At 42.8% G+C, this 25,029-nt stretch carries 22 protein-coding genes; 15 read left to right on the forward strand and 7 right to left on the reverse strand.

From position 1 onward, the window contains the following. Positions 1-57 precede the first annotated feature (57 nt). The 4 genes from JWG44_RS04255 (at position 58) to JWG44_RS04270 (ending at position 5,670) form a co-directional block, all read left to right on the forward strand. Entirely contained in the window at positions 58-3,486 is a 3,429-nt protein-coding gene (locus JWG44_RS04255) for a SpiroCoCo family coiled-coil protein (protein ID WP_205273715.1), read from the forward strand. 296 nt (positions 3,487-3,782) lie between these two features. Then, positions 3,783-3,977: a hypothetical protein gene (locus JWG44_RS04260; protein ID WP_003008197.1), complete on the forward strand. Its 195-nt coding sequence runs from the start codon at positions 3,783-3,785 to the stop codon at positions 3,975-3,977. A gap of 6 nt (positions 3,978-3,983) precedes the next feature. Continuing rightward, positions 3,984-4,742 carry a type I methionyl aminopeptidase gene (map, locus tag JWG44_RS04265; RefSeq protein WP_205273716.1) on the forward strand — a complete coding sequence of 253 codons (759 nt, stop codon included), beginning with the start codon at positions 3,984-3,986 and terminating at the stop codon, positions 4,740-4,742. A 10-nt stretch (positions 4,743-4,752) separates the two neighbouring features. Beyond that, entirely contained in the window at positions 4,753-5,670 is a 918-nt protein-coding gene (locus tag JWG44_RS04270; protein ID WP_205273717.1) for a DUF350 domain-containing protein, read from the forward strand. 3 nt (positions 5,671-5,673) lie between these two features. Here JWG44_RS04270 and JWG44_RS04275 read toward each other — a convergent pair whose 3' ends face one another. Next, entirely contained in the window at positions 5,674-6,069 is a 396-nt protein-coding gene (locus tag JWG44_RS04275) for an LIC_11502 family protein (protein ID WP_205273718.1), read from the reverse strand. A 20-nt stretch (positions 6,070-6,089) separates the two neighbouring features. Here JWG44_RS04275 and queG point away from each other — a divergent pair, with 20 nt between their 5' ends. Further along, positions 6,090-7,046 carry a tRNA epoxyqueuosine(34) reductase QueG gene (gene queG, locus JWG44_RS04280; RefSeq protein ID WP_205273719.1) on the forward strand — a complete coding sequence of 319 codons (957 nt, stop codon included), beginning with the start codon at positions 6,090-6,092 and terminating at the stop codon, positions 7,044-7,046. Between the two features lie 747 nt (positions 7,047-7,793). On the opposite strand, the gene JWG44_RS04285 is transcribed toward queG, so the two are convergent. The 3 genes from JWG44_RS04285 to JWG44_RS04295 are packed head-to-tail and all read right to left on the reverse strand — an operon-like array spanning position 7,794 to position 10,550. Then, positions 7,794-8,432: a TetR/AcrR family transcriptional regulator gene (locus JWG44_RS04285; protein WP_205273720.1), complete on the reverse strand. Its 639-nt coding sequence runs from the start codon at positions 8,430-8,432 to the stop codon at positions 7,794-7,796. Further along, positions 8,425-9,987, reverse strand: a complete 1,563-nt coding sequence (locus tag JWG44_RS04290; protein WP_205273721.1) for an FAD-dependent oxidoreductase — start codon at positions 9,985-9,987, stop codon at positions 8,425-8,427. The genes JWG44_RS04285 and JWG44_RS04290 overlap by 8 nt, the downstream gene beginning before the upstream one ends. 8 nt (positions 9,988-9,995) lie before the next feature. Next, positions 9,996-10,550, reverse strand: a complete 555-nt coding sequence (locus JWG44_RS04295) for a hypothetical protein (RefSeq protein WP_205273722.1) — start codon at positions 10,548-10,550, stop codon at positions 9,996-9,998. Between the two features lie 338 nt (positions 10,551-10,888). Here JWG44_RS04295 and JWG44_RS04300 point away from each other — a divergent pair, with 338 nt between their 5' ends. The 7 genes from JWG44_RS04300 to rfaD all read left to right on the forward strand — a co-directional run bounded on the left by JWG44_RS04300 (position 10,889) and on the right by rfaD (position 19,151). Beyond that, positions 10,889-12,931, forward strand: coding sequence for a sensor histidine kinase (locus tag JWG44_RS04300; RefSeq protein ID WP_205273723.1), 2,043 nt, complete (start codon positions 10,889-10,891; stop codon positions 12,929-12,931). After that, positions 12,928-13,296, forward strand: a complete 369-nt coding sequence (locus JWG44_RS04305) for a response regulator (protein ID WP_205273724.1) — start codon at positions 12,928-12,930, stop codon at positions 13,294-13,296. The genes JWG44_RS04300 and JWG44_RS04305 overlap by 4 nt, the downstream gene beginning before the upstream one ends. Before the next feature lie 64 nt (positions 13,297-13,360). Further along, complete coding sequence (locus JWG44_RS04310; protein WP_205273725.1) at positions 13,361-14,191, forward strand: oxygen-binding di-iron domain-containing protein; 831 nt, start codon at positions 13,361-13,363, stop codon at positions 14,189-14,191. Next, positions 14,188-15,171: an adenylate/guanylate cyclase domain-containing protein gene (locus tag JWG44_RS04315; protein WP_205273726.1), complete on the forward strand. Its 984-nt coding sequence runs from the start codon at positions 14,188-14,190 to the stop codon at positions 15,169-15,171. The genes JWG44_RS04310 and JWG44_RS04315 overlap by 4 nt, the downstream gene beginning before the upstream one ends. A 115-nt stretch (positions 15,172-15,286) precedes the next feature. Beyond that, positions 15,287-16,411, forward strand: a complete 1,125-nt coding sequence (mutY, locus tag JWG44_RS04320) for an A/G-specific adenine glycosylase (protein ID WP_205273727.1) — start codon at positions 15,287-15,289, stop codon at positions 16,409-16,411. After that, positions 16,408-18,165 (forward strand): UbiD family decarboxylase, encoded by a 1,758-nt coding sequence (locus tag JWG44_RS04325; RefSeq protein WP_205273728.1) that lies wholly within the window; start codon positions 16,408-16,410, stop codon positions 18,163-18,165. Before mutY ends, JWG44_RS04325 begins: the two co-directional genes overlap by 4 nt. Before the next feature lie 14 nt (positions 18,166-18,179). Beyond that, positions 18,180-19,151 carry an ADP-glyceromanno-heptose 6-epimerase gene (gene rfaD / locus JWG44_RS04330; RefSeq protein ID WP_205273729.1) on the forward strand — a complete coding sequence of 324 codons (972 nt, stop codon included), beginning with the start codon at positions 18,180-18,182 and terminating at the stop codon, positions 19,149-19,151. Positions 19,152-19,176: 25 nt separating this feature from the next. Here rfaD and JWG44_RS04335 read toward each other — a convergent pair whose 3' ends face one another. The 3 genes from JWG44_RS04335 to JWG44_RS04345 all read right to left on the reverse strand — a co-directional run bounded on the left by JWG44_RS04335 (position 19,177) and on the right by JWG44_RS04345 (position 21,119). Then, the gene (locus JWG44_RS04335; protein ID WP_069607487.1) at positions 19,177-19,476 is read right to left on the reverse strand and encodes an ArsR/SmtB family transcription factor; all 300 of its coding nucleotides are present in this window, start codon (positions 19,474-19,476) and stop codon (positions 19,177-19,179) included. 178 nt (positions 19,477-19,654) lie between these two features. Continuing rightward, positions 19,655-20,425 carry an SDR family oxidoreductase gene (locus JWG44_RS04340; protein WP_205273730.1) on the reverse strand — a complete coding sequence of 257 codons (771 nt, stop codon included), beginning with the start codon at positions 20,423-20,425 and terminating at the stop codon, positions 19,655-19,657. Then, positions 20,409-21,119 carry a histidine kinase gene (locus JWG44_RS04345; protein ID WP_205273731.1) on the reverse strand — a complete coding sequence of 237 codons (711 nt, stop codon included), beginning with the start codon at positions 21,117-21,119 and terminating at the stop codon, positions 20,409-20,411. The genes JWG44_RS04340 and JWG44_RS04345 overlap by 17 nt, the downstream gene beginning before the upstream one ends. A 1,025-nt stretch (positions 21,120-22,144) precedes the next feature. On the opposite strand from JWG44_RS04345, the gene recN reads away from it, so the two are divergent. From recN to JWG44_RS04360, 3 genes are all read left to right on the forward strand, one after another. Beyond that, positions 22,145-23,851, forward strand: coding sequence for a DNA repair protein RecN (gene recN, locus JWG44_RS04350; protein WP_205273732.1), 1,707 nt, complete (start codon positions 22,145-22,147; stop codon positions 23,849-23,851). A gap of 112 nt (positions 23,852-23,963) precedes the next feature. Continuing rightward, positions 23,964-24,569 (forward strand): MotA/TolQ/ExbB proton channel family protein, encoded by a 606-nt coding sequence (locus JWG44_RS04355; RefSeq protein ID WP_205273733.1) that lies wholly within the window; start codon positions 23,964-23,966, stop codon positions 24,567-24,569. Between the two features lies 1 nt (position 24,570). Continuing rightward, positions 24,571-25,020: an ExbD/TolR family protein gene (locus JWG44_RS04360; RefSeq protein ID WP_205273734.1), complete on the forward strand. Its 450-nt coding sequence runs from the start codon at positions 24,571-24,573 to the stop codon at positions 25,018-25,020. Positions 25,021-25,029: the final 9 nt, after the last annotated feature.

Below are 25,029 nucleotides of genomic sequence, written 5' to 3' on the forward strand. Positions count from 1 at the left end.
ACGTTGGAAAGTTCCCGCCAAAGCTCGCATTCTTATGTCTATGGTAAACAAAATTCAATGGGAATAGAATTACTCCTGCCGTTTATAGCCAGTGTAGGAATTACAATCCTTCTCAGAAGGTTGGATAAATCCAACTATAAACTCAGTCAGATCAAACGTTTTACGGGAAAAATTCAGGACGAATTGAACGATATCGCCCTTGAAAAGATTCAATCCGTAAAAGACGCAGGAATCGATTTAGAAATCAGCCTCAAACAAACCCGTAAACTCGCAAACGACGTACACGCATTAAACGAAGAATCCAGACAACTTTTGGAGTCCATTAAAACAAACCGTGATTTTCTGGACAGCGTAGCGAGAGACTTAAAAGAAGTAGTTCAACTTTCTTCGGATATTCGAGAAGAATCGAACGCGATCCAACAGGGATTGCTTCGTATGGAATCCGGTAAAAAAGAAATTCAACTTTTGGATCAGAAAATCCTCGATCTGCGTTCCGAAGCGGAAGCGATCCTGGAAGTTTTTTCCGATAAGGTCAATCTTCGTTCCGACGAACTTTTACAATCCCTCGCTTCCAAAATCGTTGAATTGGAAGAATTATTAGAAATCAAAAACGATAAGATCGATCAAGGTCTAAACGCGATCGCATCCAATTACAGAGAAAGTCTGGATTCTCATACTACTTCCTTGCTCCGTGAATCGGTGGGAAGAGTGGAACAACTGCGTTCCGAAATCACTTCTCTTTTTGAAACGATCACAAACAAAGAAGAAGATCTGGATCTAAGATCCGAAAAACTGCAGACCGTATTTTTAACCGTAAGCGATAAACTCGAAAGACTCGATTCTCGCGTGGAAGAAAAAGCCGAAGCCGCCGATCGTAAACTCGAGGACATGGCACGTCTTTCCGAAAAATCGGTTCAAGACAAACTGGATCGAATTCTCGAACAAGTAACTCATTCGAAAGAAGCCTTTATCAACGGGGTCAAACTCGAAGTCGATTCGATCCGAAGAGAAATCGAAGGTATGAGTTTGGAAACGATGACTCGAAGAGATGAAATTCTCAATGAGACGAGACGTCAGGCGGAATCGATCAACGAATCCATCCAATTCTTCCAGGAAAAATATCTGGAAGCTGAGAACAAACTCCTCAGACAAGCGGACGCAAGAAAGTCCGAACTTCTTCGCCAGATCGATAACTTTGAAGAAGAATTCAACCGGATCAGCAGCAATCTTAGAAGCGAATCCGACAGCCTGAAAAAAGATATTTCCATGGGTTTGAAGGAATTTCATTCCGCCCTGGATTCTGCAAGAGACGAAGCGAAGGAAAAAACGATCTCAGGGATTTCTTCTCTCAAAGAAAATTTCGATATCGAACTCGCAAAAGTTCACGCGGAGAGAACGGCTCTCATTCAACAGGATCTGGAAGCGGTCAGACAATCCATATTCACTCTCGACAAACAGATTTCTACCCGGATCAAGGACGTGGATTCTTACTTAGGAGATCTTCAGTCCGCGATGGAATCGAGCGCGGGAGATCTTTTATCACAAGTCGAAGGAAAGATCGATCTTCTTTCCGGAACCGTGGACGAAGAGGTCCGCAAAATCGATCAAAGATTCGAGAACCTCGGCCGTTATTGGGAAGAAGAATTGGGAACGATTCGTCTAAACACTCAAGATTCAGTTTCTCATCTCCAGGAAAAACTGGGAAGTATTCACGTCGACGGAAGACAACTCCTGGAAGAATTCAAAAACGAATACAATCTTCAAAAAGATAGAATCGAAGAATTTGTTTCCCGTTATAAAACCAACTTTCAAAAAGAAGGGGATTCCGTCTCCGATCGACTCGGAGAATCTCTGCGTAATATCAAAGAAGAGGGAACTCATATTCTTCAAAATCTCCGGGAAGAATTTTCGGGAACCATCGATAAGATGGAACAGATCGTTAAGAAAAACGAAAAGGTTCTCGAAATCCACGCGGAAAAAGTCCGTAACAACGTGGAATCCAATCTGGAAAACGCCGGAAGAGATGCGGAGCGTGTTCTGGATAAACTAAAAGATTCTGCGGAAGACTTTTTTGAAAAACAGGAAGAGAAGATCAGCCGCTTAAACGGAACGATAGACGCAAAAATTTCAAAACAACTCACTTCTCTGATGGACAAGGGCCAGTTGCAACTCGGTCAACTCGAGGAAAGAATCAGCAAATACATCCTCGACGTAAAAAAGAATCTGGAAGAATCTCTCAAAGAATCCCGTAAAAACAGCGACGAGCAGATGAAAGGATTCCAAAAAGAGCTGCAAAATCAGTTGCGAGAAATGGAATCCGCTTCCGAAGAATTTTTACGTTCCGGAAAAGAAGAATTCAAAGAATCCAAAGAAGAATACAAAACTCTTCAATTGGATCTCAAACGCGACCTGGAAGAAATCACAAACGCAAAAACGGGTCTTATCAACGAAATCCGCGAGGAAGCCGAAAACTTACGTTCCCGCGTCGAAGAGATCACCGATAAGATGGAAGAACTTACCGAAAAAGCCGAACTCTTTCAAAAGGCGAGCGAAGTCGTGGACAGAACCGATTCTTATATCCAAACGATGGAAGAACTTCTTTCCAGAGCCGACGAAAGAACTCCATTGTTAAACGAACTCGAAGAAAAATTGGAAGAGTTGCAAAGTCTGAAACATTCCCTCGTATCGGAAACCGAAGACCTCAAGGTCAGACTGGATTCACTTACTTCCATCAAGGAATCTTCGGATTCTCTTCGGAAAGAATTCGAGGAATTACAAAGTCGTTCTTCCGATTGGGAAGATACGTTTACAAGACTTCTCGAAGCCGGCGAAAAAGCCCTCGAGATGGAAGAAACCTTCGGCGATCTCACTTCCAGACTGGAAACTCTCGAATCCGTTCGAGAAGAAGTCAAAGGTCTTTTTGACGAAACCGACGCTCACAAAGAGGCGGCAAAAGGTCTTACCAATAAACTCTATTCTCTTCAAAACGACGTCGAAATTTTGGAAGCGAGAGAAAAAGAAATCGCTGAAACCGTCCGCAAGACTGACGACCGAATCGAATCCTTGTTCCGCAAGAAGGAAGAAATCCGTTCGGTGGAAGCCAAGTTTGAAAAGATAGAAGACTTGATGGTCGACTTATCCGAAAGACACAAACAGATTTCGACCTTGCAACACCGTATGGAAGACTTAAAGGCCGGCGCGGTAGTAGTCAAAGAAGACTTGGAAGGATTGTTAAGCGAAGCTGACGACAAGTTTGAAAAACTTTCAGGCTTTTTGGACGCGGTAGGCGCCGTTACCGAAGGAAATGTTTCTTCCGGTAAGTCAAAAGACTCTTCCAAGGATCATTTGATCCAAAGAAAGAAGGCGACGGTGCTCAATCTTTATCATAACTTTCAGTGGCCTGCGGAAACCATCGCCGAAAAATTGAATTTAGAGACGGGGCTTGTGAACACGATTCTACAGAGCGAGTCGGCAAAGAAGAAATGAAATATTTCTTGACGTCACTTCGCATGTCTTCTATGTCTCATTCTGTTTTGTTAGAAACGGAAATCGGAACGATTTCAAGTTTTGGAGCGTTCCCTGCGGGTCTGGTATCATTTTTTTTTAAAACAAAGGTAAGGTCGCAAAGGGGAAAGTTCTAAAAGGTTGTTCTTTTTCCGGGTTTCTGAAAAGAATGCAAACAGGAACCGTTAGCGGAATGTTGAACGACTGGACGACCGTGAACCGGCGCAATATTGAAGATGGCACAAAAGAAGAAAACTAAGACAGAGAGGAAGAACTCAATGGCTGGAAAGAATGTCGAAAAGGAAACCCTGATCGTAACGAGCAAAGTAAAGGCTTATATCAAGTCGAAAGGATTTATGACTTCCGGGGATGCAATTGACGGTTTGAATGAAAAGATTCATCAACTCATCGACGATGCAGTGAAACGTACTGAATCCAACAAGAGAAGTACGGTTCGCCCGACTGATTTCTAATTCGATTTGATCTTCATTAAGAATAAGAGCGAAATCGAAAAAATGAGAGCGGCTGGGAAACTGGCCGCTAAGCTTTTGGATTATATTTCTTCTTACGTTCAATCGGGGGTTTCGACTCTTCAGTTGAACGATCTTTGCGAAGAATTTACGAAGAAGCACGGGGCGAAGTCGGCTCCTCTCGGTTATAAGGGATTTCCAAAGTCGGTCTGTACTTCCGTAAATCAAGTTGTCTGTCATGGGATTCCCAAGGCGACGGAGATTTTAAAGGAAGGAGATATCATCAATATCGATGTCACTCCTTTATTGGATGGATATCATGGGGATTCTTCCCGAACCTTTATCGTCGGCGGAAAGACGAGTCCGGAAGTTGCGACCTTGGTTGCAGATACGGAAAGGGCGATGTATGTCGGAATCGAACAGGTAAAACCCGGAAACCGAGTTCACGATATCGCGAATGCGATCGATGATTTCCTCACTCCAAAAGGATACGGCATCGTTCGGGATCTGATGGGTCACGGAATCGGAAGAGGTTTTCATGAAGACCCGCAAATCCCACACTTTCGTCAAAATCGAAAACTCGCAAAGCTAGAACCGGGTATGATCTTTACCATCGAGCCGATGGTGAATCTTGGAACCTGGCAAGTGAATTTTTCCAAAGAAGATCATTGGACCGTGACGACGAAGGACAACAAATGGTCCGCTCAGTTCGAACACACGATTCTTGTCACCGAAAAAGGCTATGAAATTTTAACCGTATCGGATTAATCTGGTGTCCATGGAAACAGTACTTGGTTATCTGAACAGCTTAGGTAAAGACGCGGTATTCTTCTTAATTAGTTTTGTACTTTTTTATATCGGTAAAAAAATCAAAGATTGGATCGAACCCGGCGATCTCGATCACGAAATTATCGTAAACAATAACACTGCGGTTTCATCGGGATTGGCAGGTTATTATCTCGGGCTGACCTTGATTCTTCTTGTCATACTTTCTTCTCCCGGAACCGATTTTGTTTCCGATTGTTTTCAAGTTCTATTTTATGGGCTTCTCGGCATTTTACTCTTAAATCTTTCCTATTTTATCAACGACAAGATTATCTTTCGTAGTTTTGATTTTACGGAATTGGTTTATTCCGGAAGAAATTCCGCAGTCGGCGCCATTGTGTTTGGAAGTAGTATCGCCTCTTCTGTGATCATCGCCGCGTCTCTCAGTGGAGACAGCGCAGCGCTTTCCTTTTCGGTCTGGAAAGACCTCGGGCTTTTGGAACCGATTCAGAAACTCTTGGACGGAACCGTTCTCGGAGTTTTGTTTTTTTTACTCGGCCAGGTTGCCTTGATTCTATTTACTTTTGCGTATCGCAAGATGATTCCTTATTCTCTCGATCTTGAATTGAAAGATCGTGAAAATCTTGCGGCCGGCGTTTCTTACAGCGGTGCCTTGATCGCGCTCGGAATCATCATCGCTCGGGCCTTGCATAAGGATTTAGTTTCGATGGAACACACGCTCATCCATATCTGTTTGGATTTTATTTTGGGACTGATTGTGATCCCGGCGGTGAGACTTCTTACGGATGCCGTGATTCTTCCCGGTAGCACTCTTAAGGAAGAGATCAGTAGAGATCAGAATGTGGGAGTGGGACTACTCGAGGCCGTTGTATTGGTCAGCTTTGCCGGAATTCTTTTTTATGCGGTTTAAGAATCAAAAAATTTCTCTGGAAGTGTAGAGTTTCCATTCTAAGTGGTAGACTTTCCGGATTCCGAATTCAAAAGAATCTTTTAGGATTTTGATTCTTTCTTCGTTTGAGATCTGATCGATGGTACCGACGCCCTTCATCATATTTAGAATTTCGGAACTCAATTCTCCAAAGATATATTTATGATTGATATGAAACGGTTTTAGATCTCGTTCTTGAAATCCTCTCAGAGCTCCTACAACCGAAGCAAAGACGATTTGTTTTGCAAGTTTTTCTTCAGGAAGGGGAATCAGGCGAACCGCCTTCATCACATCCGAATAAGCAAGTGCAATGGAATTTTTCGGAAGTAATTCGAGTTCGGTTTTTGGAAATTTGATTTTTTCGGATAATTCTTTTTGCATACTCTTGCTATATCAAATTTATGATCGAAAGTAAAGAAATAATTTCCGAACTGACTCCTTTGATCGAAGAATGCGGGTTTGATCTTTTTGGAATCTGCGAGGCGGTGATTCCCGAAGAGGATCAAAGGAGTATTCTTGCTTGGGTGGAGGCAGGGAAACACGGAAAGATGGAATGGTATCCGAAGAATATGGATCTTCGGTTGCTTTTTAAAAATTTAGGTTTTGAACCCAAGTCCGTCATAGCGCTCGGTACACTCTACAATGATCTCGAATATGATAAGATTTGCAAAACGATGTCATTTCGATTTTCAAGATATGCGATCGGAGAAGATTATCATCGTGTTCTCAGGAAACTTGCCGGTCCGTTGTTGAACGAATTGGCGAAACGATTTCCGAATCATAGGTTTCGGCAAGGTGTGGATTCTCTTCCGGTTCCTGAAAAAATTTTGGCGAGAGAAGCGGGACTTGGATGGCAGGGTAAGAATACGAATCTCATCCATCCCGAATTCGGATCTTTTTTTTTCATCACGGTGATTCTTACCGATCTTCCGATTTCAGTTGCCAGTATTCCGGTTAAGGATCGTTGCGGAACCTGCACCGCGTGTATCGACTCGTGTCCAACGGGTGCACTCGCTCCGTATCAAATCGACGCCGGGAAGTGTATCTCGCATCATACGTTGGAGGATCGCTCCGCCGAAATTCCGAATACCTTCGGTTGGATTGCCGGTTGCGATATCTGTCAGGACGTCTGTCCTTGGAACCAAGTAAAGGCGCGTAAAAAAGGAATTCAAACAAAAAGGGAAGAATTTAAAGCGCGTTCCATTTTTAAAGAAGATCCGAACTCGATTTTATCGGTGGATGCGAAAGGTTTTGAAAAAAAATTCGGGGACTCCGCGATCTCGAGGATGAATTTCGAGATGTTTCGAAGAAACGTCGAACTCGTAAAGGACTCGACGCGGAAAAAGGAAAATCTCTGACGAGAGATACATTCCGAATCTTGCAACCGATTTTTTGAAGATGATTTAATTGTTCCGACAAAGCATCCGTTGTAAAAACCTTATCTTTGCCTGCCAAGTTAGAAGAGGATCAACAAGGATCCTGATGGAGATTTTGGGGAGTTCCCACAAAAGGGAGGTTGACCGGTAAAACAAAATTTTCAATGGAGAAAAATCTCTGGAGCTTTTTTCCCGTGATGCGATCCGGGAAGAGCGTCGTCGTATTTGCGCGATTCCTCACCTGAAAAACTCAGCGAAAGCTCACGATTGGTTGTTATGTAAGCAAAAAGTGAACTGACTTTTGTCGGAACAACGACAATCCTCCGTGAAACGAAAGCCCGCCCTGCGGCGCGATCCTTAGAGAGCGGGGCGCTGAGTTTTTTGGGTGGAGGGGCGGGTGGCGGAAAACTCCGGGAGATTTTCCTATATCACGGAATCCTAATTTTGCAAGAAATATTCTCTCTCGCGGTTGTAGGAGCTCCTACAAAAATTTTTGATCGGGATCGCCCTGATTCCAAATCGCTTTCCAACTTCTGGGAAAGTATAAGATGGAATCTAATTTTGCTGGGTCTTTTGGTTCCGTTTGAAAGGAGGGAATCTGGAAACCCGGCGATTTCAACTTTTAAAGGACGCGAATGACTACAAAAGATAGAAAAGCCCTATGTTTTAGCGGGAGGTATCTAAAATGATCTTCTGAGTAATTTAATATTTAAGAATATTCTAAAATGATCAATTTTGTCTTGTTTTTCCTTGTTTCAATTTGGCCGTCTTTAATTTTGAAGAACGGTCGATTCCATAGAATTCATAAAGCATATTCTGCGCGAGAAAAAGGGATTCTTTTAAAGGAACTTCCTGCGGGTCCAGATGCCACTGGAGATACAAGCCGTCGAAAAGCGCGATGAGAAGAGAGGCTTTTAAAATCGAAGATTTTGAATTCGGTTTTCCTAAATTTAAATTTTCGGACAATTTTTTTCGAAAGGTTCGATACATCTCAAAAACTCTTTTTCGGACTTTGGAATCCGCCGGCTCGTTTAAAATAAGGGTAAAAAAAACTCCGTTTGCCTCCGGAGTTTCCAAAAAAAATTCGGTAAACTTTTCGAAAAGACAAAGAAGAGGATCCGCTCCTTTTGCAAGACCCTCCTTTACGGATACTTCCACTTCGAGAAAGAGTAAATCCACGAGTTCGATCACAAGCCCTTCTCTCGATCCGAAATGCCAGAGGATGCTGCTCTTTGCGGTTCCCGAATATTCCGAAAGTCGATCCAAACTCGTATTCATAATTCCATGAACGGTAACAAGATGTCTGAAGTCGGAGAGAAGTTTTTCTTTTGTGATCTTGCCTCTCGAAGTGCTTCCGTTATTAGCCATGTTGATTCCAAGATTCTAATATTTTTTGACCCGCGATCATACTAAAGGCCATGATCGTAAAACTCGGATCCACGGAAGAAGAAGTGGGAAATACGGAAGAATCGCTAACGTAAAGATTTTTAGTTCCGTGAACCCGGTGCGAACTATTCACGACCGAAGTTTTGGGATCGGAACCCATTCTACAACCGCCTCCCGGATGAGGGGCCGCCATCAAAGAGGTGACCGGTTCGAGTGGAAGTCCGTCGATCTTATGAAGTTCCGATTTCGAACGAAGAATCATCGAAGTGGAATTCGGGATCAACACTTCCTTAGCTCCGGCCTCCAAATTGAGAAGGACCTGTTTTTTGTAAGTGTCTCTCATAGCTTTTTTTGTGATCGGTCCAAAGGAATAATTTACGTTTCTCCGATTTCCGTTGACTGTGATGTTTCCTAATTCCGTTTCAATATCATCGAGCCACGCGATCGTACCGCCGAGTTTCGGTAAATTTTTCATATAACGTGTATGTTGTTCTCCAAAACCGGAGATCGTCGCCGCGATCGCTCCGGGTTGAATCTGGTTCGGCATCAACATATAGCCGCCTTCGAGATAGTTTCCATTCTCATCGTAACGAGCCAATCTAAATTCTTCCACTCCGTATGCTGCGGGAATATTTCTCCACTGAATGATATCCTCGTCGTAGAGCGCGTGAACAAAAAGAGTCGGATTGATGGAAACAAATTCTCCGAGCGCGGGAAGTTTTTTCTTCCATCCGTTTCTAAGTAAGAATGTGGAACTGCCGAATCCTCCCGCCGCAACTACAAAAACTTGAGCTTCGACTCGTATCCGGATCCCGTTTTCTTTGAGAGTTCTTCGATCGATCACGTTTGCGTCTATGGAAACGATTCTATCTCCCTCTACGTTAAGCTCCGTTGCTCTACAATCCGCGTAGATATCGGCCCCCGCGGAAAGCGCCATGGGAATATGAGTTACGAGTTGACTTTGTTTTGCTCCGAAAGCGCAACCCTGCATACAATGTCCCGATTTTTGACAGTTGTTTCTTGCTTGGGGAATTCGTCTTCCTTCCCATCCCAAAGATTGAGAAGCGCTTCTTACGAGTTCATTCATTCGATTGAAAAATTCGTCCTTTGCCGGGTGAACGTGAAGCCTTTTTTCCAAGATCGGCCATAACGGGGCAAGGTCTTCTTTTGTATGACCTTCTACTCCGTATTTTTGAGACCAGAGTTGCAGCTTCTCATCGGGAGTTCTGTAACTGTCAGCCCAGTAGTGAACGGAGGCGCCGCCCACGTTGTTTCCGTAGACTATGTTTATCGTTCCGTCTTTCGTCGTAGCAAGATTTCTTTCTGCGGAAACTTTAGCCGCCATGTTGAGTTCGTGATTGTCAAAGGTTCCCGTGTGATAGTATCCTCCTTGTTCGAGCATAACTACCTTCTTTCCGCCTTCCGCGAGTTTGAGCGCAAGTGTAGAACCGCCGCATCCCGTACCGATGATACAAACATCGGCTTTTACGGTTCGATTTTGATCGAGGTGTTTCCATTCGTAAATTTTTCCGGACATGATTTCTCCTAGTTCTTACGAACTTGTGTTTTATAGTAAATTCTGGATTCGCTGAGTTTTTCGGGAAAGTTCCCAAAAGGTCCGTCATAACCGATTTCCTTCCAGGTGCTTTTGTGACCATAGTAAACGAGCATCACGACCATACGAACGCTGGAGACGATGTTGCGGACGAGTTCGGATTCCGATTGTAAAGCGCCGTTTAGGAATTCTCTGGCTTCTTCTTTTTTTAATTTTGAAAAACGACTCCAATACCCGAATCGGATCGGAAGAAATTCCAAGATCCACATCGCGGTATCAAAATCTCCACTGATGGAAGAATCGACAAAGAAGAGTTCTTCGTCCAAACGCGAGATTACTTCCGACTCTTCTATATCCGGAAAACCTTCGTCCTCCGGCAGAACCGCTTTTGCAAACGAAGAGAGTGTTTCTTCCGTGGAGCGACTGAAAAACAATCGTGTCAGTTTTCGAGTCGATCTCAGAACGAAACCGACGGTTCCAAGAAGAAACACGCTCAAAATCGAGGTGAGGATAAATTTTTTTCTGGAGAGTTTTGTTGAATTCATAATTGTACCGATCGGTCAGTACAATTATTGATCCACGTTTTTAGTAAAGAAAAAATCGAGCGTTGTTCTAAAATAAAATTCCATCGGATGCTCAAACCCGTTTGTAAGAGTTCTGGATAAGGATTGGAGTCGAAGTTTTTTCTCAAAATTCTCGCCAAAACGGTTTTAACGAGGATAGATCTTTCTTTTTGAAGATGCGGTTTGTTGCAGTTATATAGAATAATTTATTTCCACGTCGGCAAAAATAACATAGAATTGCCGGAAAAAAGATTTAAAAAATCCAAATCTTTGATTGAATTTTGTATTCCTTGAGTATTGCGAGGAGGCGAAAGCATTTCATGAATTCTCGATTAGGATCTCACGAAATAAAATCTCCGATCTTTCACTCCGATAAATTTGGAGTTTATCTTTCCTCGAATCCGGAGTTCCGGACGTTTTTGGAATTGGAGTCGATCGGAGAACGATCGAACGTGATCTCTAATTCCGCGTCGGAGATCATCGCCGAATTTGCGAGGAATGCGTTTGAAGACAAACTCATTCTTCTCATCGAATTTAAAACCGAAGCGGGTTTTACCAAAAGAAGATCCGTTTTTTTTAGAAAAATTTTCAAGGATGAGGAAGTTCTTGAAATCGAAGGAGTCATTCTTCCCGAGATAACCAGAACTAAAAAAGCCAGAGGGAAAAGAACTATCGCCGTCAATCGTACTTATCTCATTCGAAACGAAATTACTCAGTGGATTCTTAGATCCAAATCGGTTCAGGAACTCTATACCGGCGTTTGTAAAATTCTCAAAGCCGAAGAGAATTTAGGTTTTGTCTGTTTTGGAACGGTAGAATCTAGGAAAAACATAATATTCCAAGTTGCTTTTGCAGGTGAAAGCCAGTTTATCTTTAAGACCGAAACCGAAGGAATGGATTTGGGACCGGGTCTCAGAGCGATCGTTACCGGGAAGCCTCTTATCATCGACGACATTCACAACGCGGACGAGTTCGGCAATTGGAAAGAAACCTGTGTTCAATTCGGTTATCAATCGATGGGCATCTTTCCTATTTTTTTGTTAAAAGAATTGGTCTCCGTCCTTTGTATCTTTTCCAAAGAGAAACACTATTTTTTGGAAGACGAGGCAGGAATCTATTCCGAAATCACAAAGGATTTGGCTCTTGGTCTAAAAAATATAAGGGAAAGCGAACAAAGATTTTTAGCGGTAAACGCGTTACGCGAAAGCGACGAAAGATTTCAGGCTATCTTTGAAACCGTTGTGGATGCGATCATCATGATCACGCCAAAAGGAACCATCATGATGTTCAACACCGCGGCGGAAAAAATGTTCGGTTACGGTTTTACCGAGGTTGTAGGTAAGAATATAAAATTTCTGATGCCCGAGCCCTATCACTCCGAACACGACGAATATCTGAAACGATACGTTGAAACACGGGAAAAAAAGATCATCGGAATCGGAAGAGAAGTTGTAGCTCTCAAAAAAGACGGTACAAAATTTCCCGTGGAACTCGCCGTTTCCGAATTCTCCCAAAACCAGAATCAATACTTTGTCGGGGTCATTCGAGATTCCACGCTGCGAAAAAAATCTGAGAACGATCTAAGGGAAAAGACGAGCGCTCTGGAAGAATTGAACCGGGGGCTCGAAGCTCGTGTGGAATCGGAGATCCAAAAACGGAGAGAACAGGAAAAGGCGATGATAGTCCGGTCTAGATTGGCGGATATGGGCGAAATGATCGGTAATATCGCCCATCAGTGGAGACAACCTCTGAACGCGATCTCCCTCTGTGTACAGGATTTTTCGTATGCGTATTCGGAAGGGAAACTCGACGAAGAATATATCGAAGATTCCACAAACAAGATCATGAATCTTGTGGAACAGATGTCGGCAACCATAGACGATTTTCGGAATTATTTTCGTCCGAATAAAACGAAGGAAAAATTTTCGTTAAAAACCTTGATACAAAAATCGTTCTCATTGGTTTCCGAAAGTTTAAAAAATCAAAATATTAGTATTTACTTTAATCCTAATGAAGATTATCAAGTATTCGGTTTTCCTAATGAATTCTCCCAGGTGATTTTGAATATAATCGCAAATTCAAGGGATGCACTTATGGAATCTCATCCGGACGAACCTTCGATTCACGTGGATATTCGCAAAGAAGGAGAAAAAAAAATGGTGACCATTCGGGACAACGGAGGAGGGATCGACTCCTCGATATTAGAAAAACTTTTTCAGCCTTATTTTACGACAAAGGATCAAGGAAAGGGAACCGGAATCGGTCTTTATATGTCCAAGTCAATCATCGAAAACAATATGGACGGGAAAATTTACGCTTATAATTCCGATCAGGGAGCCGTGATGGTGATCGAACTTCCATGAATCGGATCGCATTAAAACTTTTGTATGTAGAAGACGAAGAATTAATCCGGGTAACGATGGTTCGTTTTTTAGAACGTTTTTTGACTTCGGTTCGTTCCGCAGAAAACGGTAAAGTCGCTTGGGATGTGTTCCTTGAGTATCAACCCGACGTTGTTATTACCGATCTCAAGATGCCGTTGTTAGACGGAATCGAACTTACAAAAAAAATTAGGGAATACAATTTGAATATTCCGATTGCCGCGATGACCGCCTTCTCAGAACCTGAGATTATCGACGAAGCTCGTAAAGCGGGAGCAACCGAAATTTTTATCAAACCTGTGAACGTTGAAAGGATAAGGGAGCTTCTGCTTACATATGAAAAATAGAATATTTGTAATCCGACGTATGTATTTATAACTAAGGTCGTCAAGACCGAAAGGAGTCGGTCCCTTGTCTGAGAACGATATAGCTCAAGCGGAAACGCAGAAGAATATTCCGAGAGAATTGACTCTCGAAATCGATACCAATTATGCGGTAGAAATCGCGGAAGATATCTACTGGATCGGATTCTACGATCAAAGAGAGTCCCTTCACTGTAATCCCTATATGATCAAAAACGGTGATAGCACCATTCTGATCGACCCCGGCTCCATTCCAGACTTCCCCGTTGTGGCCAGAAAGGTTTTCTCCCTCGTAGCTCCGAACTCCATCGAAACCATCATCTTACAACACCAGGATCCGGACCTCTGCGCGAACGTTCCGATCTTTGAAGACTTAAGCGGCGATAGTCCCGTGCAGATCGTCGCGGAAACAAGAACCGTCTATCTGATCAAACACTACGGTGTTAAAGGAAGTATCATTCGTATCGGCGATGAATTGACGTATTTTTCCACGCCTAGCGGAAGGGAACTTCAGTTTATCAGCACACCGTTTGCACATTCCCCAGGGGCTATGATTACTTTCGATCTAAAGTCGCGTGTCCTTTTTACGAGCGATATTTTGGGCGGGTTGGGAAGGGAATGGTCCTTGTATCACGACAAAAAAGCTTTGGACAACATGAAGACATTTATGCAGGCTTATATTCCTTCCAATCTCGCTCTACGTTATGCTCTTTTGAAGATCATGAGCTTTGACGCCGAGGTGATCGCGCCGCAACACGGACAAATCATTCGTAAGGAACAACTCCCCGACATCATCGACGAACTTTGGAACCTTCCCTGCGGACTCGATTTGATCAAGGACGATTGGATTCAAAAGGCGAGAAAGGGTGAACTGCGTTGAACGAGTTAGCCGAATTCGCCAAGAACATCGCGCTCGGAACTCCCGAAGACATCATTCAAAGAGAGGAGGATTATTTCCGAGCTCTCAGCCGGATCGTTCGATATCGAAACAAGGAAGCTCTTACCCGTGAGATGATGAATCACATCGTCAACAGCGATCGTAATCGGATTCTCGAGGAGAAAAAAAAAGCGGACGTACTTTTACAAAACATTCTTCCGGAATATATGATCGAAGAATTGAAGCTGAAAGGAAAAGTTCGACCCATTCAGCACGAGAACGCCGTAGTAATTCTTACCGACTTTGTGGGATTTTCGGATATCAGCCGTTATATGAGTCCGAACGAACTCTTAAAGGAACTTTCGATCTATTTCGACGAGTTCGAAAAAATATGCACTCAACACAGAATCGAAAAAGTAAAAACGATCGGGGACGCATTTCTTGCGGTCGGAGGTTTGGGCGGATATAAAAGAACGGCAAAATTGGATTCCCTTTTGGCCTCTTTGAAGATGATGGAATATACGGAGAATCGCAAAAAGGAAAGAATGAAAAACGGAGAGGAGGCCTGGGGGCTTCGGATCGCGATTCATTCTGGAACCTTGATCGCCGGGGTGGTCGGACATACAAAGATCGCCTTCGATATCTGGGGACATACCGTTAACCTCGCTTCTCGGATCGAGAATATCGGCGAACCGGGAAAGATCACGGTTTCTAAATCCGTTTACAACGACGTCCGCGATTATTTCGATTGTTCTTATATCGGAATGAAAGAATTGAAAGGAGTCGGTCAGCACGACATCTACACGATCGATTCCATCAAAAAGAAATTGTCCAGTCCGAACTCCGTTCATACACCGGGTCCGAATTTTCAAAAACTCTATCGTGCCCTGGAAAGCGGAAAACACATCATGCTCCTGGACGGAAAATACCATATTTCAAATCCGAGTCGCCCCGAGAAAAAAAATGTCTTAACCAGAGACTAAGGATTTCGTTTGATCCGAAACAAAATCGAATGAAATTTAAGAATTCAACTTAAAACAGGATTTACCTTCGTCTGGCGTACCGTTCCATGTAAAGAAATCGACCTTCTTTACGACAGTGAAATCCAAAAACGAACCCATTTCCTCCGAGCTTCTTTTAAAACTAAGAAAGTCCTTACTTTCCTGGTTTCAAAAAAACAAAAGAGAACTCCCTTTTAGAATCAATAAAAACGCGTATCGGATTTGGGTGAGCGAAATTATGCTCCAACAAACCCGCGTCGCGGCGATGTTGCCGATCTACGAAACATTCTTAAAAAGATTCCCGGATCCAATTGCATTGAAGGAAGCCTCGGAAGACGAGGTCATGAAATACTGGAAAGGTCTCGGTTATTATTCTCGAGCGCGGAATTTAAAAAAAGGCGCAGCACTTTTGGTCGAAAAATTTTCGGGAGAATTTCCGAAGGACTACGAGGACGCGCTGTCGATACCGGGTGTGGGAAGTTATACCGCGTCCGCAGTATTATCGATCGCTTATGGAAAACATCACGCCGTTTTAGACGGAAACGTTAAGCGAGTCTTGTCTAGACTTTTTTTGATCGAACAAGATCCGCTTCTCGGTTCTACAAATCAACTTTTGGGCGGTCTCGCCCAAGAATTATTAACTCCGGATTTTGCGGGAGATCACAACGAAGCGATGATGGAATTAGGAGCCCTTGTTTGTGTTCCCGTTCCGATTTGTGAATCTTGTCCTTTTATCGACGGCTGTGAAGCGAGAGCGGTCGGAAAAGAAAGGGAAATTCCGGTATCAAAGTCCGTCGACAATTGGGTGGATTTGGATCTACACTTTTTATTCTTAAAATCGGAAGGACAAATTCTTCTTTTAAAATATCCCGGAAGAAGATTTTTCAAAACGATCTATTCGCTTCCGTTTAGGATCGAAGGGAATCATCCCTATGAAAAGGATTCCATCGCCGAACAGTTGTTTGACGGCTCCCTTATGAAAACACATTCAAAAACCGCTAAACATTCCATAACCAACCATAGAATTCGGCTGATGTTCAGCGAAAGTTCGGAGGATCGAATTCGAATCGAAAGGATCCTGAGTAAAAAAGAAAATCTGCTTTTTAAATGGGTGAGTGAAGAGGATCTCAAAGAAGAATTTCCTTCTTCCATTTCCGGAAAGCTGATCCAACTCAAAAATAAAACGATAAAACAACCGGATCTTCCGGTGGGAAAAATATGAAAATCAGATCCACGAGCGACTTTGTAAAAGAATTACAGAAACAAAAAGAACTTTTAGTGATCGAAGAGGAAGTGGATCCGATTTTAGAATTGGCTGAAATCCAAAGACGAGTCGTCGCCAAACGTGGTCCCGCCGTTTTATTCAGAAACGTAAAAGGATCCAAGTTTTCCGTGGCTACTAATCTATACGGTTCCGAAAAAAGGATGAGAATCGCTTTCGGCGAGGATCCCGTAAAGTTTGTGCAAAAAATTGCATATACCATTCAACACTTTCTTCCGCCTTCCTCTTCCAAGGTTTGGGCCTTGCGTCATCTCGCTTTTCAGGCTCTGAAAGTCGGATTAAAAAAAGTCGGTTCCGCACCCGTTCTCGATAATACATTAGAATCTTTGCATGAACTTCCCGCCATAAAATCCTGGCCGATGGACGGAGGTAAATTCGTAACCTTGCCTCTGGTTTATACTGAAAGTCCTAAAACGGGAAAGGGAAATTTAGGAATGTATAGGATCCAGATCCACGGACCTTTGGAAACCGGGATGCACATTCAGATCCATAGAGGCGGTGGGAATCATTATTTCGAAGCCGAGAGGGAAGGAAACGGATTACCGGTTCATATCTATGCCGGAGGACCTCCCGGTCTTACGATCGCGGCCGTAGCTCCTCTTCCTGAAGAAATCAGCGAACTCATTCTCGCATCGTTATTGTTAGGTGAAAAATTAAAAATTTACAAAAACGGAAGCGTAAGTCAGCTTCCGATCGTAGCAGACGCGGACTTTTTAATTTCGGGAATCATTCCGCCTAAGATTCGTAAGCCGGAAGGTCCGTTCGGGGATCACTACGGTTACTACGCTCTCAAACACGACTATCCGGTCGTGCGGGTAAAAAATATATTTCATAGAAAAGACGCGATCTGGCCCGCGACGGTTGTAGGACGTCCTCCTCAGGAAGATCACTGGATCGCGGAATATCTTCAGGATTTATTGTCGCCGATGTTTCCGGTAGTAATGCCAGCCGTGAAAGGTGTTTGGGCTTATGAAGAATCCGGAGTTCATTCCCTCGCGGCCGCGGTCGTTAAGGAACGATACCAAGGAGAGGCGTTTACCGGCGCCCTTCGAATCCTGGGAGAAGGACAACTTTCTTTGACGAAAGTATTACTAGTCACCGATCAGAACGTGGATCTCAAAAACTTTAGAAATACGTTTATTAGCGTATTAGAAAGAATGAATCCGATTACGGATCTTCACATTTTCTCCAATATTTCCCAGGACACTTTGGACTATACGGGACCGGAAGTGAACAAAGGAAGTAAGGCGATTTTTCTCGGATCCGGTAAAAAGAAAAATTCCTTAAAAACCGGATTCAAAGGGAAGTTCGTAAACTCTTCTTTTTACGATCCGATCGTCGTCTATCCCGGAGTATTGGTCGTCTCGGGCAAAAAATACAAGAAGAACGACGGACTTCCGGCGAAACTTTTAAAGGAGAAATGTATTCAGGATTTTTTACTCGTGTTTATCGTAGACGATTCCAAGGATGCAACCCGTTCTGATCACGATTTTATCTGGTCCATCTTTACACGTTTCGAACCTGCGGGAGATATCTATGCAGACACGAAATTAATCCGAAATCATCCGGGTCTCTATCCGCCCGTCGTGATCGACTGCAGACTCAAGGATTGGTATCCTCCTTTGACGGAAGCCGACGGTCAGACCGTGAAAAGGGTGGACGATAGATTTGGTAGACTCTTAGACTCTCTTTAGGAAATTAGAATTTTATGACGAAAAAAAGATGTATTGTCACCGGCGGAGCCGGCCTTATCGGATCCAATCTCATTGAAGAACTCAACCGCCAGGGAATCGACGACATTTTGGTCGTAGATCATCTGGGAAATTCCTCCAAATGGAAGAATTTAGTGGGAAAAAAATATTCCGATTATCTGGAAAAAGAACACTTTTTAGATCTTGCGATTCGATCGAGTTTATTCAAAGATTATGATATTCTTTTTCACTTGGGGGCTTGTTCCTCCACTACCGAGACCGACGCTTCTTATCTGATTAACAATAATTTCGAGTATACAAAACTTCTCGCAAAAGAATCCCTCAAAAGTGGCACTCGTTTTGTCTACGCGTCCTCCGCCGCGACATACGGAGACGGCGCCAACGGTTACGACGACAAAGGCGACATCGGTTTTCTCAAACCCCTGAATATGTACGGTTATTCCAAACACATGTTCGACCTCTACGCTAAAAAACATTCCTTTCTGGATCGGATCACCGGAATCAAATATTTCAACGTATTCGGTTATGGAGAAGGGCATAAGGAAGATATGAGGAGCGTCGTTCTTAAGGGTTATGAGCAGATCAAAAAAGAAGGAAAGATCAAACTTTTCAAATCCTATAAACCGGAATACAAGGACGGAGAACAAAAACGGGACTTTTTATACGCAAAGGACGCGGCTAAAATTACCGCCTATCTCGCGTTTGGCGGTTACGGCGGACTTTATAATTTGGGAAGAGGGGTCGCCGAAACTTGGAACGATTTGGTGTCTGCGATTTTTGACACACTCGGATTACCGCAAAACATTGAATACACCGAAATGCCTGAAACTCTCAAAGTGAAGTATCAGTATTATACCTGCGCGGATACGACAAAACTGCTCAAAACGGGCTATAGTGATGGATTTACGCTGTTAAAGGATGCGGTGAGAGAGTATGTAACCCTCCTCGGTCAAGAAGAGGGTACATAATGGATTTTGAATACGCTTTCGAGAATCAACCGTAGATTTTTACGATCGTACGAATCAGATCCTTGTATTTGCCGTCTTTTAAGTAATAGAATACTTGGTTGGATTCCTTTCTGCTGGAAAGAATTCCGTTGATCTTCATTTTACTTAAGTGTTGAGAAGCCGCAGATTGGCTGATACCGAGTAAATCTACAAGTTCGCCGACGCTGTGTTCTTTTTGAGAGAGGAAAAAAAGAATCTGCAAACGGTCCGGGTGTGCGATCCCCTTGATTCCGCGAATTGCTGATTCTAACTGGGTTTTCTTTAATACTGATTTTTCTTTAGACATTGTTTTACTCTTTTTTAGATTTCTAAAAGAAGAAGATGCTTTTCTTTTTAGACTGGATTATCGAATTAAGTTTATTCAGTTTTAGTAAACCATAAAGACTTAATTCAATAAATTACAGTCAATTATATTATAATTTTCTCTTAGTGTAAAGTTCTTTTCTGAAAAAATCGATTTCCGATTAAATTTTTACTCCACCTGAAATTTCTAATACAACTCCGGATACTAAATCGTTGTTAGCGATGAACTCTGCGGTCATTGCGATTTCATAAGGTTCTCCTAATCTACCAATCGGTATCAGAGACTCCCATTTTTTTAACGCTTCGGGATTCATATCTTTCATTACCATCTCTGTTTTTATAAATCCCGGCGCTATTCCTGCCACACGAATGCCGTATCTACTTAACTCTTTTGCCCATAGTTTTGTCATTGCGGCAACTCCGGCTTTCGCCGCGGAATAATTTGTCTGACCCGGATTACCGTGCATCGCAACCGAAGCGATCGGAATGATCACACCTTTGCTCTTGCTTTCAATCATCTGAATCGCAGCTTCTCTACCCGTAAGAAATACGCCGGTGAGATTTACGTCGATGACCGATTGCCAATTTGCTAACGACATTTTTGAAACCACTTTCCCGGTTTCCTTATCAGTTTTAACGAGAAGGCCGTCTCTTAAGATTCCCGCGTTTAAAACCGCTACGTCCAAACTGCCGAACTGATTTACCGCGGCCTTCATAAGCTTTTCTGCATCTTCTTCCTTTGATACGTCCGCTTTAAAAGAAAACACTTCGGCGCCCAAAGACTTGATATCATTTTCAGCTTCTTTTAATTTTTCTTCAGATATGTCTGAAAGGACGATTTTTGCCCCTCTTTTGGCGAAATGTTCCGCCATCGCTTTTCCCAATCCACCGGCGGAGCCGGTGACTAATACGGTTTTACCTTTGATTTCCAAGATTATTTTCCTTTAGTTCCTTACTTCGAATGCTGATATAATTTTCCGAAAACGGAATCTCAACTCTTGCTACGGTTTCGTGTTCGTGAGTCATGATACGAAAGAGGTGAGGATCTATATTCTCACTTTTTAATAGAATCATAATCAAAGCGATACCGAGTCCTGCGCCTTCCGTATTGTCCATGTTATCCATGTAGAATTCGGCGATATCGTTATAACCCATCGCCTTTCTCATTTTCTCGCGCATCCTTTCCTGTTCTTCGGCGATTACCGGAGTATTGTTCGTCACTTCGACGACAATACCTTCCGCAGTATAAGTAATGTTTAGTTTAACAGAAATTCCACGTGCAAGACACCGTTTGCCATATTCGTCCGCCATTCTTTCCGAGAACTTTGCTTTGAATGCGGCGACTCCCTTTTCATATTCTTCCGGATTTCGAATATCCAAACCTTCGTCTTCAAAGAAAACTCTCTTTTGGTTGGCCTTTACTCCGTTGATGGACATTTCCTTGGTGATGGTATATAACATCTCCACATAACGAGTCTGTCCTACTTTGGATAGAATCTCAGTTATGATTCGAAGGACATATTTTTCAAGTTTGGAGTTCATCCGAGAGGATTGAACCGTGATGCGGGAACGCGATTGGATGAGTTCGCTTAGTTTTTGATCTAAGTCTTGAAAACTTTTTGCCATATTTCTTTCTATCCCCGTTAATTCCGGATGCTACCAATTTTCACTGTCAGTTTCAATGACAAAGAGATTGAATCAATCAAATTCCAGAATTACGATATTCTAAAAATCGGATAAAACCGTAAAAACCCAAACTCATTCTTTTAAACGGTTTGAATTCGGAGTTCCTGATTTTTTTTTGCAATCAAGGGACTCCTATATTAACCTTCCATCAATCGATTTTTCTCAGAGATCGGAAAAGAGAAACTAAGGACTTCTCCACGAAATCCGAATTGGATGGATTCATAAAATTCCGCCCTAAACCCGAGCCGATTTTTGCGGGCTTGTTATTTCGGATGGGAGAAAACGATACTTTAGTGCGGACTATGAGTTCATTTTCTATAAGAAAGGAAGTTTTGTTTTATTTATAAGAAAAATAGGCACGAGAACTCCATAAAAATATCATAAAGTGGGAATTCTTCTCACGAACTCTTTCATTTTGATTTGTTTGATTTTTGAAAGAAAACAAGAGGATTCAAAATTTAGAATATTTTCTTTTCGCGTTTCGCATAACCTACCCACTAAGTGAACTGATTCTTTCAAAAAATTTGTCGTAACAACGACAATCCTTCCGTGAAACGAAATCCCCGCCCTGATTTCGGGTGGTGGGGAGCGGTGGCGGGAAAACCTCGGCTGACTTTCCTCTATCAGAAAAACCTTATCTTTGCAAGTAAAAGTCTCAAATGTAGGAACTTCTACAAAAATTTTGATTTCGATCCTTGGTGATTCTAAATAGCTTTTCAACCTGTGGGGTAAGGTTATGATTCTTTACGTTCAGCGACGGTTTTACAAAAAAGTTAAAAATTCTTCTCCCATACTTTATAAATTGATAAGTCCTCTTCGTTTACCGCGTGTTTGGCGAGAATCCGGATCGAAAAAGAATCGATTCCTTTTTTATGGAAAAAGTTTTTCGGTAAAAAAAATAACTTGCAATCAAATGTATAGCAGTTATATGAAGGGTATAATTTGTTTAGTATCCCGAGGTAAATATGCTCAAAACCCTGAATATAAGAGATTTTGCTCTGATCGAAGAAGCCTGTATTGATTTTCAAAAAGGAATGACCGTAATCACCGGAGAGACTGGGGCCGGGAAATCCCTGATTCTGGACGCAATTTCTTCACTTTTGGGAGGAAAGAGCAGCCCGATGGAAATTCGAACCGGCGCACCAAAATACGTTCTGGAAGGGGTTTTTGATCTTTCCCGAAACCCAATCGCCCAGGATTGGCTTAAGGAGAAAGGTTTTCCCTCCGATTCCAAGGAGCTTACGCTTCATCGGGAATGCAGTCGGGACGGAAAATCCCGAATTCTGATCAATCAGTCCTTAGCCTCGTCGACCACGTTGAGAGGGCTTGGGGAATTGCTCGCGGAGGTGCACAATCAAAACGATCAGATTCTTCTTTTGGATCGGAGCGAGCAGTTGGATATCATCGATCTGCACGCAGGTTTGATTCCGCTCCGAAACCAGGTGAAAGAATGTTTTTTAACTTATAAGAGTTTGAAAAAACGTCTGGAAGAATTGCGTAAGAACGAAGAGGAAAAGTCCAAACGAATCGAATTTCTTTCCTTTCAAATTCGAGAAATCAAAGAAGCCGACTTAAAAGACGGAGAAGAAGAGAGTTTAAACAAAGAAGAACGGCTTTTGGCCCATGGAGAACTTCTTGCGGAGAATTTTGAAATTCTTTCCTCCTATCTCGCTGATTCGGAATCCGCGATTCTTCCTTCTTTTCCCAGACTTCTGAACGCTGCGGAGAAGATCAAATCCATTCAACCGGACTTTGCCAAAACACTGGATTCCCTTCAGGAAATTTATATCCAACTCAAAGAGATCAATTCTTCGGTTTTGGATGAAAAGGAAGAGATTTTCTTTTCGCCGGATCGTTTGCAGTTTGTTCAGTCTCGATTGGACCTCATTTCCAAACTCAAAAAGAAATACGGTTCGGATCTTTCCGAAATTTTAGATTGTAAAAGAAAGGCGGAACAAGAGCTGGAAGCGATGGAAAAAAATTCCAAGAACAAGGAATCTATGGAAGCGGAAGTGGAGAATGTCACAACAAGACTTGGTTCTCTTTCGATCCAACTTTCCAAAGCGAGAAGGGAATCTTTGGTTCGATTTGAATCCTCCCTCAAGTCAGAATTGGAACATCTCGGAATGTCGGGCGCCGCAGTTCAAGTGGTTCTCCGTTGGGAACCGAGTCCTGAAGGGGAAATTTCAGCTTCCGGTAAGAGTTATATCGTAAACGAAACCGGACTCGATCAACTGGAATTCTATTTTAGTCCGAATCCTGGGGAAAAACCAAGACCACTTCGAAAAATTGCCTCGGGCGGGGAAGTGTCCAGAGTGATGCTTGCGATTCGTTCGATTTTGGGAGGGCAATCCCATCTTCGAGTTCTGATCTTTGATGAGATAGACTCCGGTTTGGGCGGGGAGATTGCGATGGACGTTGCTCGTAAACTTCGGAATTTAGCATCCAATCATCAACTCATCCTGATTACGCATCTTCAGCAAATCGCCTCGGCCGCGAATGATCATCTCAAAATCAGTAAATTTGTCGAAGGAGGAAGAACTTTTTCCCGAGCAGAATTCTTGAGTTTAGAAGAACGGACCTTGGAACTTGCAAGAATGATTTCGGGTCAAAGGGTTTCGAAAGGCGCTCTTGAGCATGCAAAGGAACTGCTGAAAAAACAGGCGGTCTAACTGTGGATCTTTTCCATTGAGAATCCCTGGAAAAAGGGTGGGCGCAGATTAGAAAACTGTTTGGCAGTAACAAGAGAGTTTTAAACTCTACTTATGGGAGAATTTTACTCAAATGTTTTTAGCCAAATCTGATTCTCTAATTTCTGCGATCCCCCCAGAATCGGTTCCTATCGTTATCGTTTTAGTTTCTATCGTTGGTTTCACCATCATCATCGAAAGGATGCTCTATTTTTCAAAGTGGAAGCCGATCACTCCGACGGATTGGAGAGCTCTCAAAGACTTGTTCCGCCAAAAGAATTGGGACACGGCGACTGACTTTCTTAAAAACCTAAGTAACGGGCCGGCTTCCCAAGTTCTCCAAGCGGGAATCGAATCCTCTCGTAAAAACCTAGACGCAGCGGAAGAAGAAATGTTATCCGCAGGTTTTGCTCAAATCCTCAAGATGGAAAGATTTCTTTCCGGTCTGGGAACGATCGCGACCATCTCTCCTCTTTTGGGAGTTTTAGGAACGGTTTTAGGAATCATTCGTTCCTTTGAAGAAGGTTCGGGAACTCGCGGGGCAGAAGTAGGGATCAGCGAGGCGTTGATAACTACCGCGATGGGTTTAGCGATTGCGATTCCGGCTTACGTCGCCTACAATTACTTTCAAAAGAAAAAAGAAGATACAATCGCCGAGATGGAAAATCTTTCCGGTCAAGCGATCAAATATCTGAAGTAATATGAAATTTAGAAAGTTCCGATCTTCATCAGGTAGGGCCGGTCAAATCGAATTGGCCCCTTTGATCGACGTTATTAGTTTTATCGTAATTTATTTTTTGATGAACGCGACCTTAGAAAAATCCACCGTAATGAAGATAGAATTGCCTCGATCTTCTTCAACGGCCCAGGAAAAGAAAAAGGACGAACTTGTGATTACCATCAACAAAGATGGAAAGATATTTTTGGACAAAGATACGGATCCCGTTCCTCTGGAAAAACTTACCGATAAAATCAACGTATTTTTAGGTCCTTTGGATAAAAGAGAACCGGGTAAAAACAGAGTGATCATTCGTGGAGACGGTACTGCGAGTTATCAAACCGTAATCAAAGTAATCGATAAGGTAAACGAGGCAGGAGTGAGTAAGTTTAACCTCGCGATGGTTAGACAGTCGGGAGCCGGAGAAAAATAAATACCGGCC

Source organism: Leptospira ainazelensis (assembly GCF_016918785.1).
Classification (GTDB): domain Bacteria; phylum Spirochaetota; class Leptospiria; order Leptospirales; family Leptospiraceae; genus Leptospira; species Leptospira ainazelensis.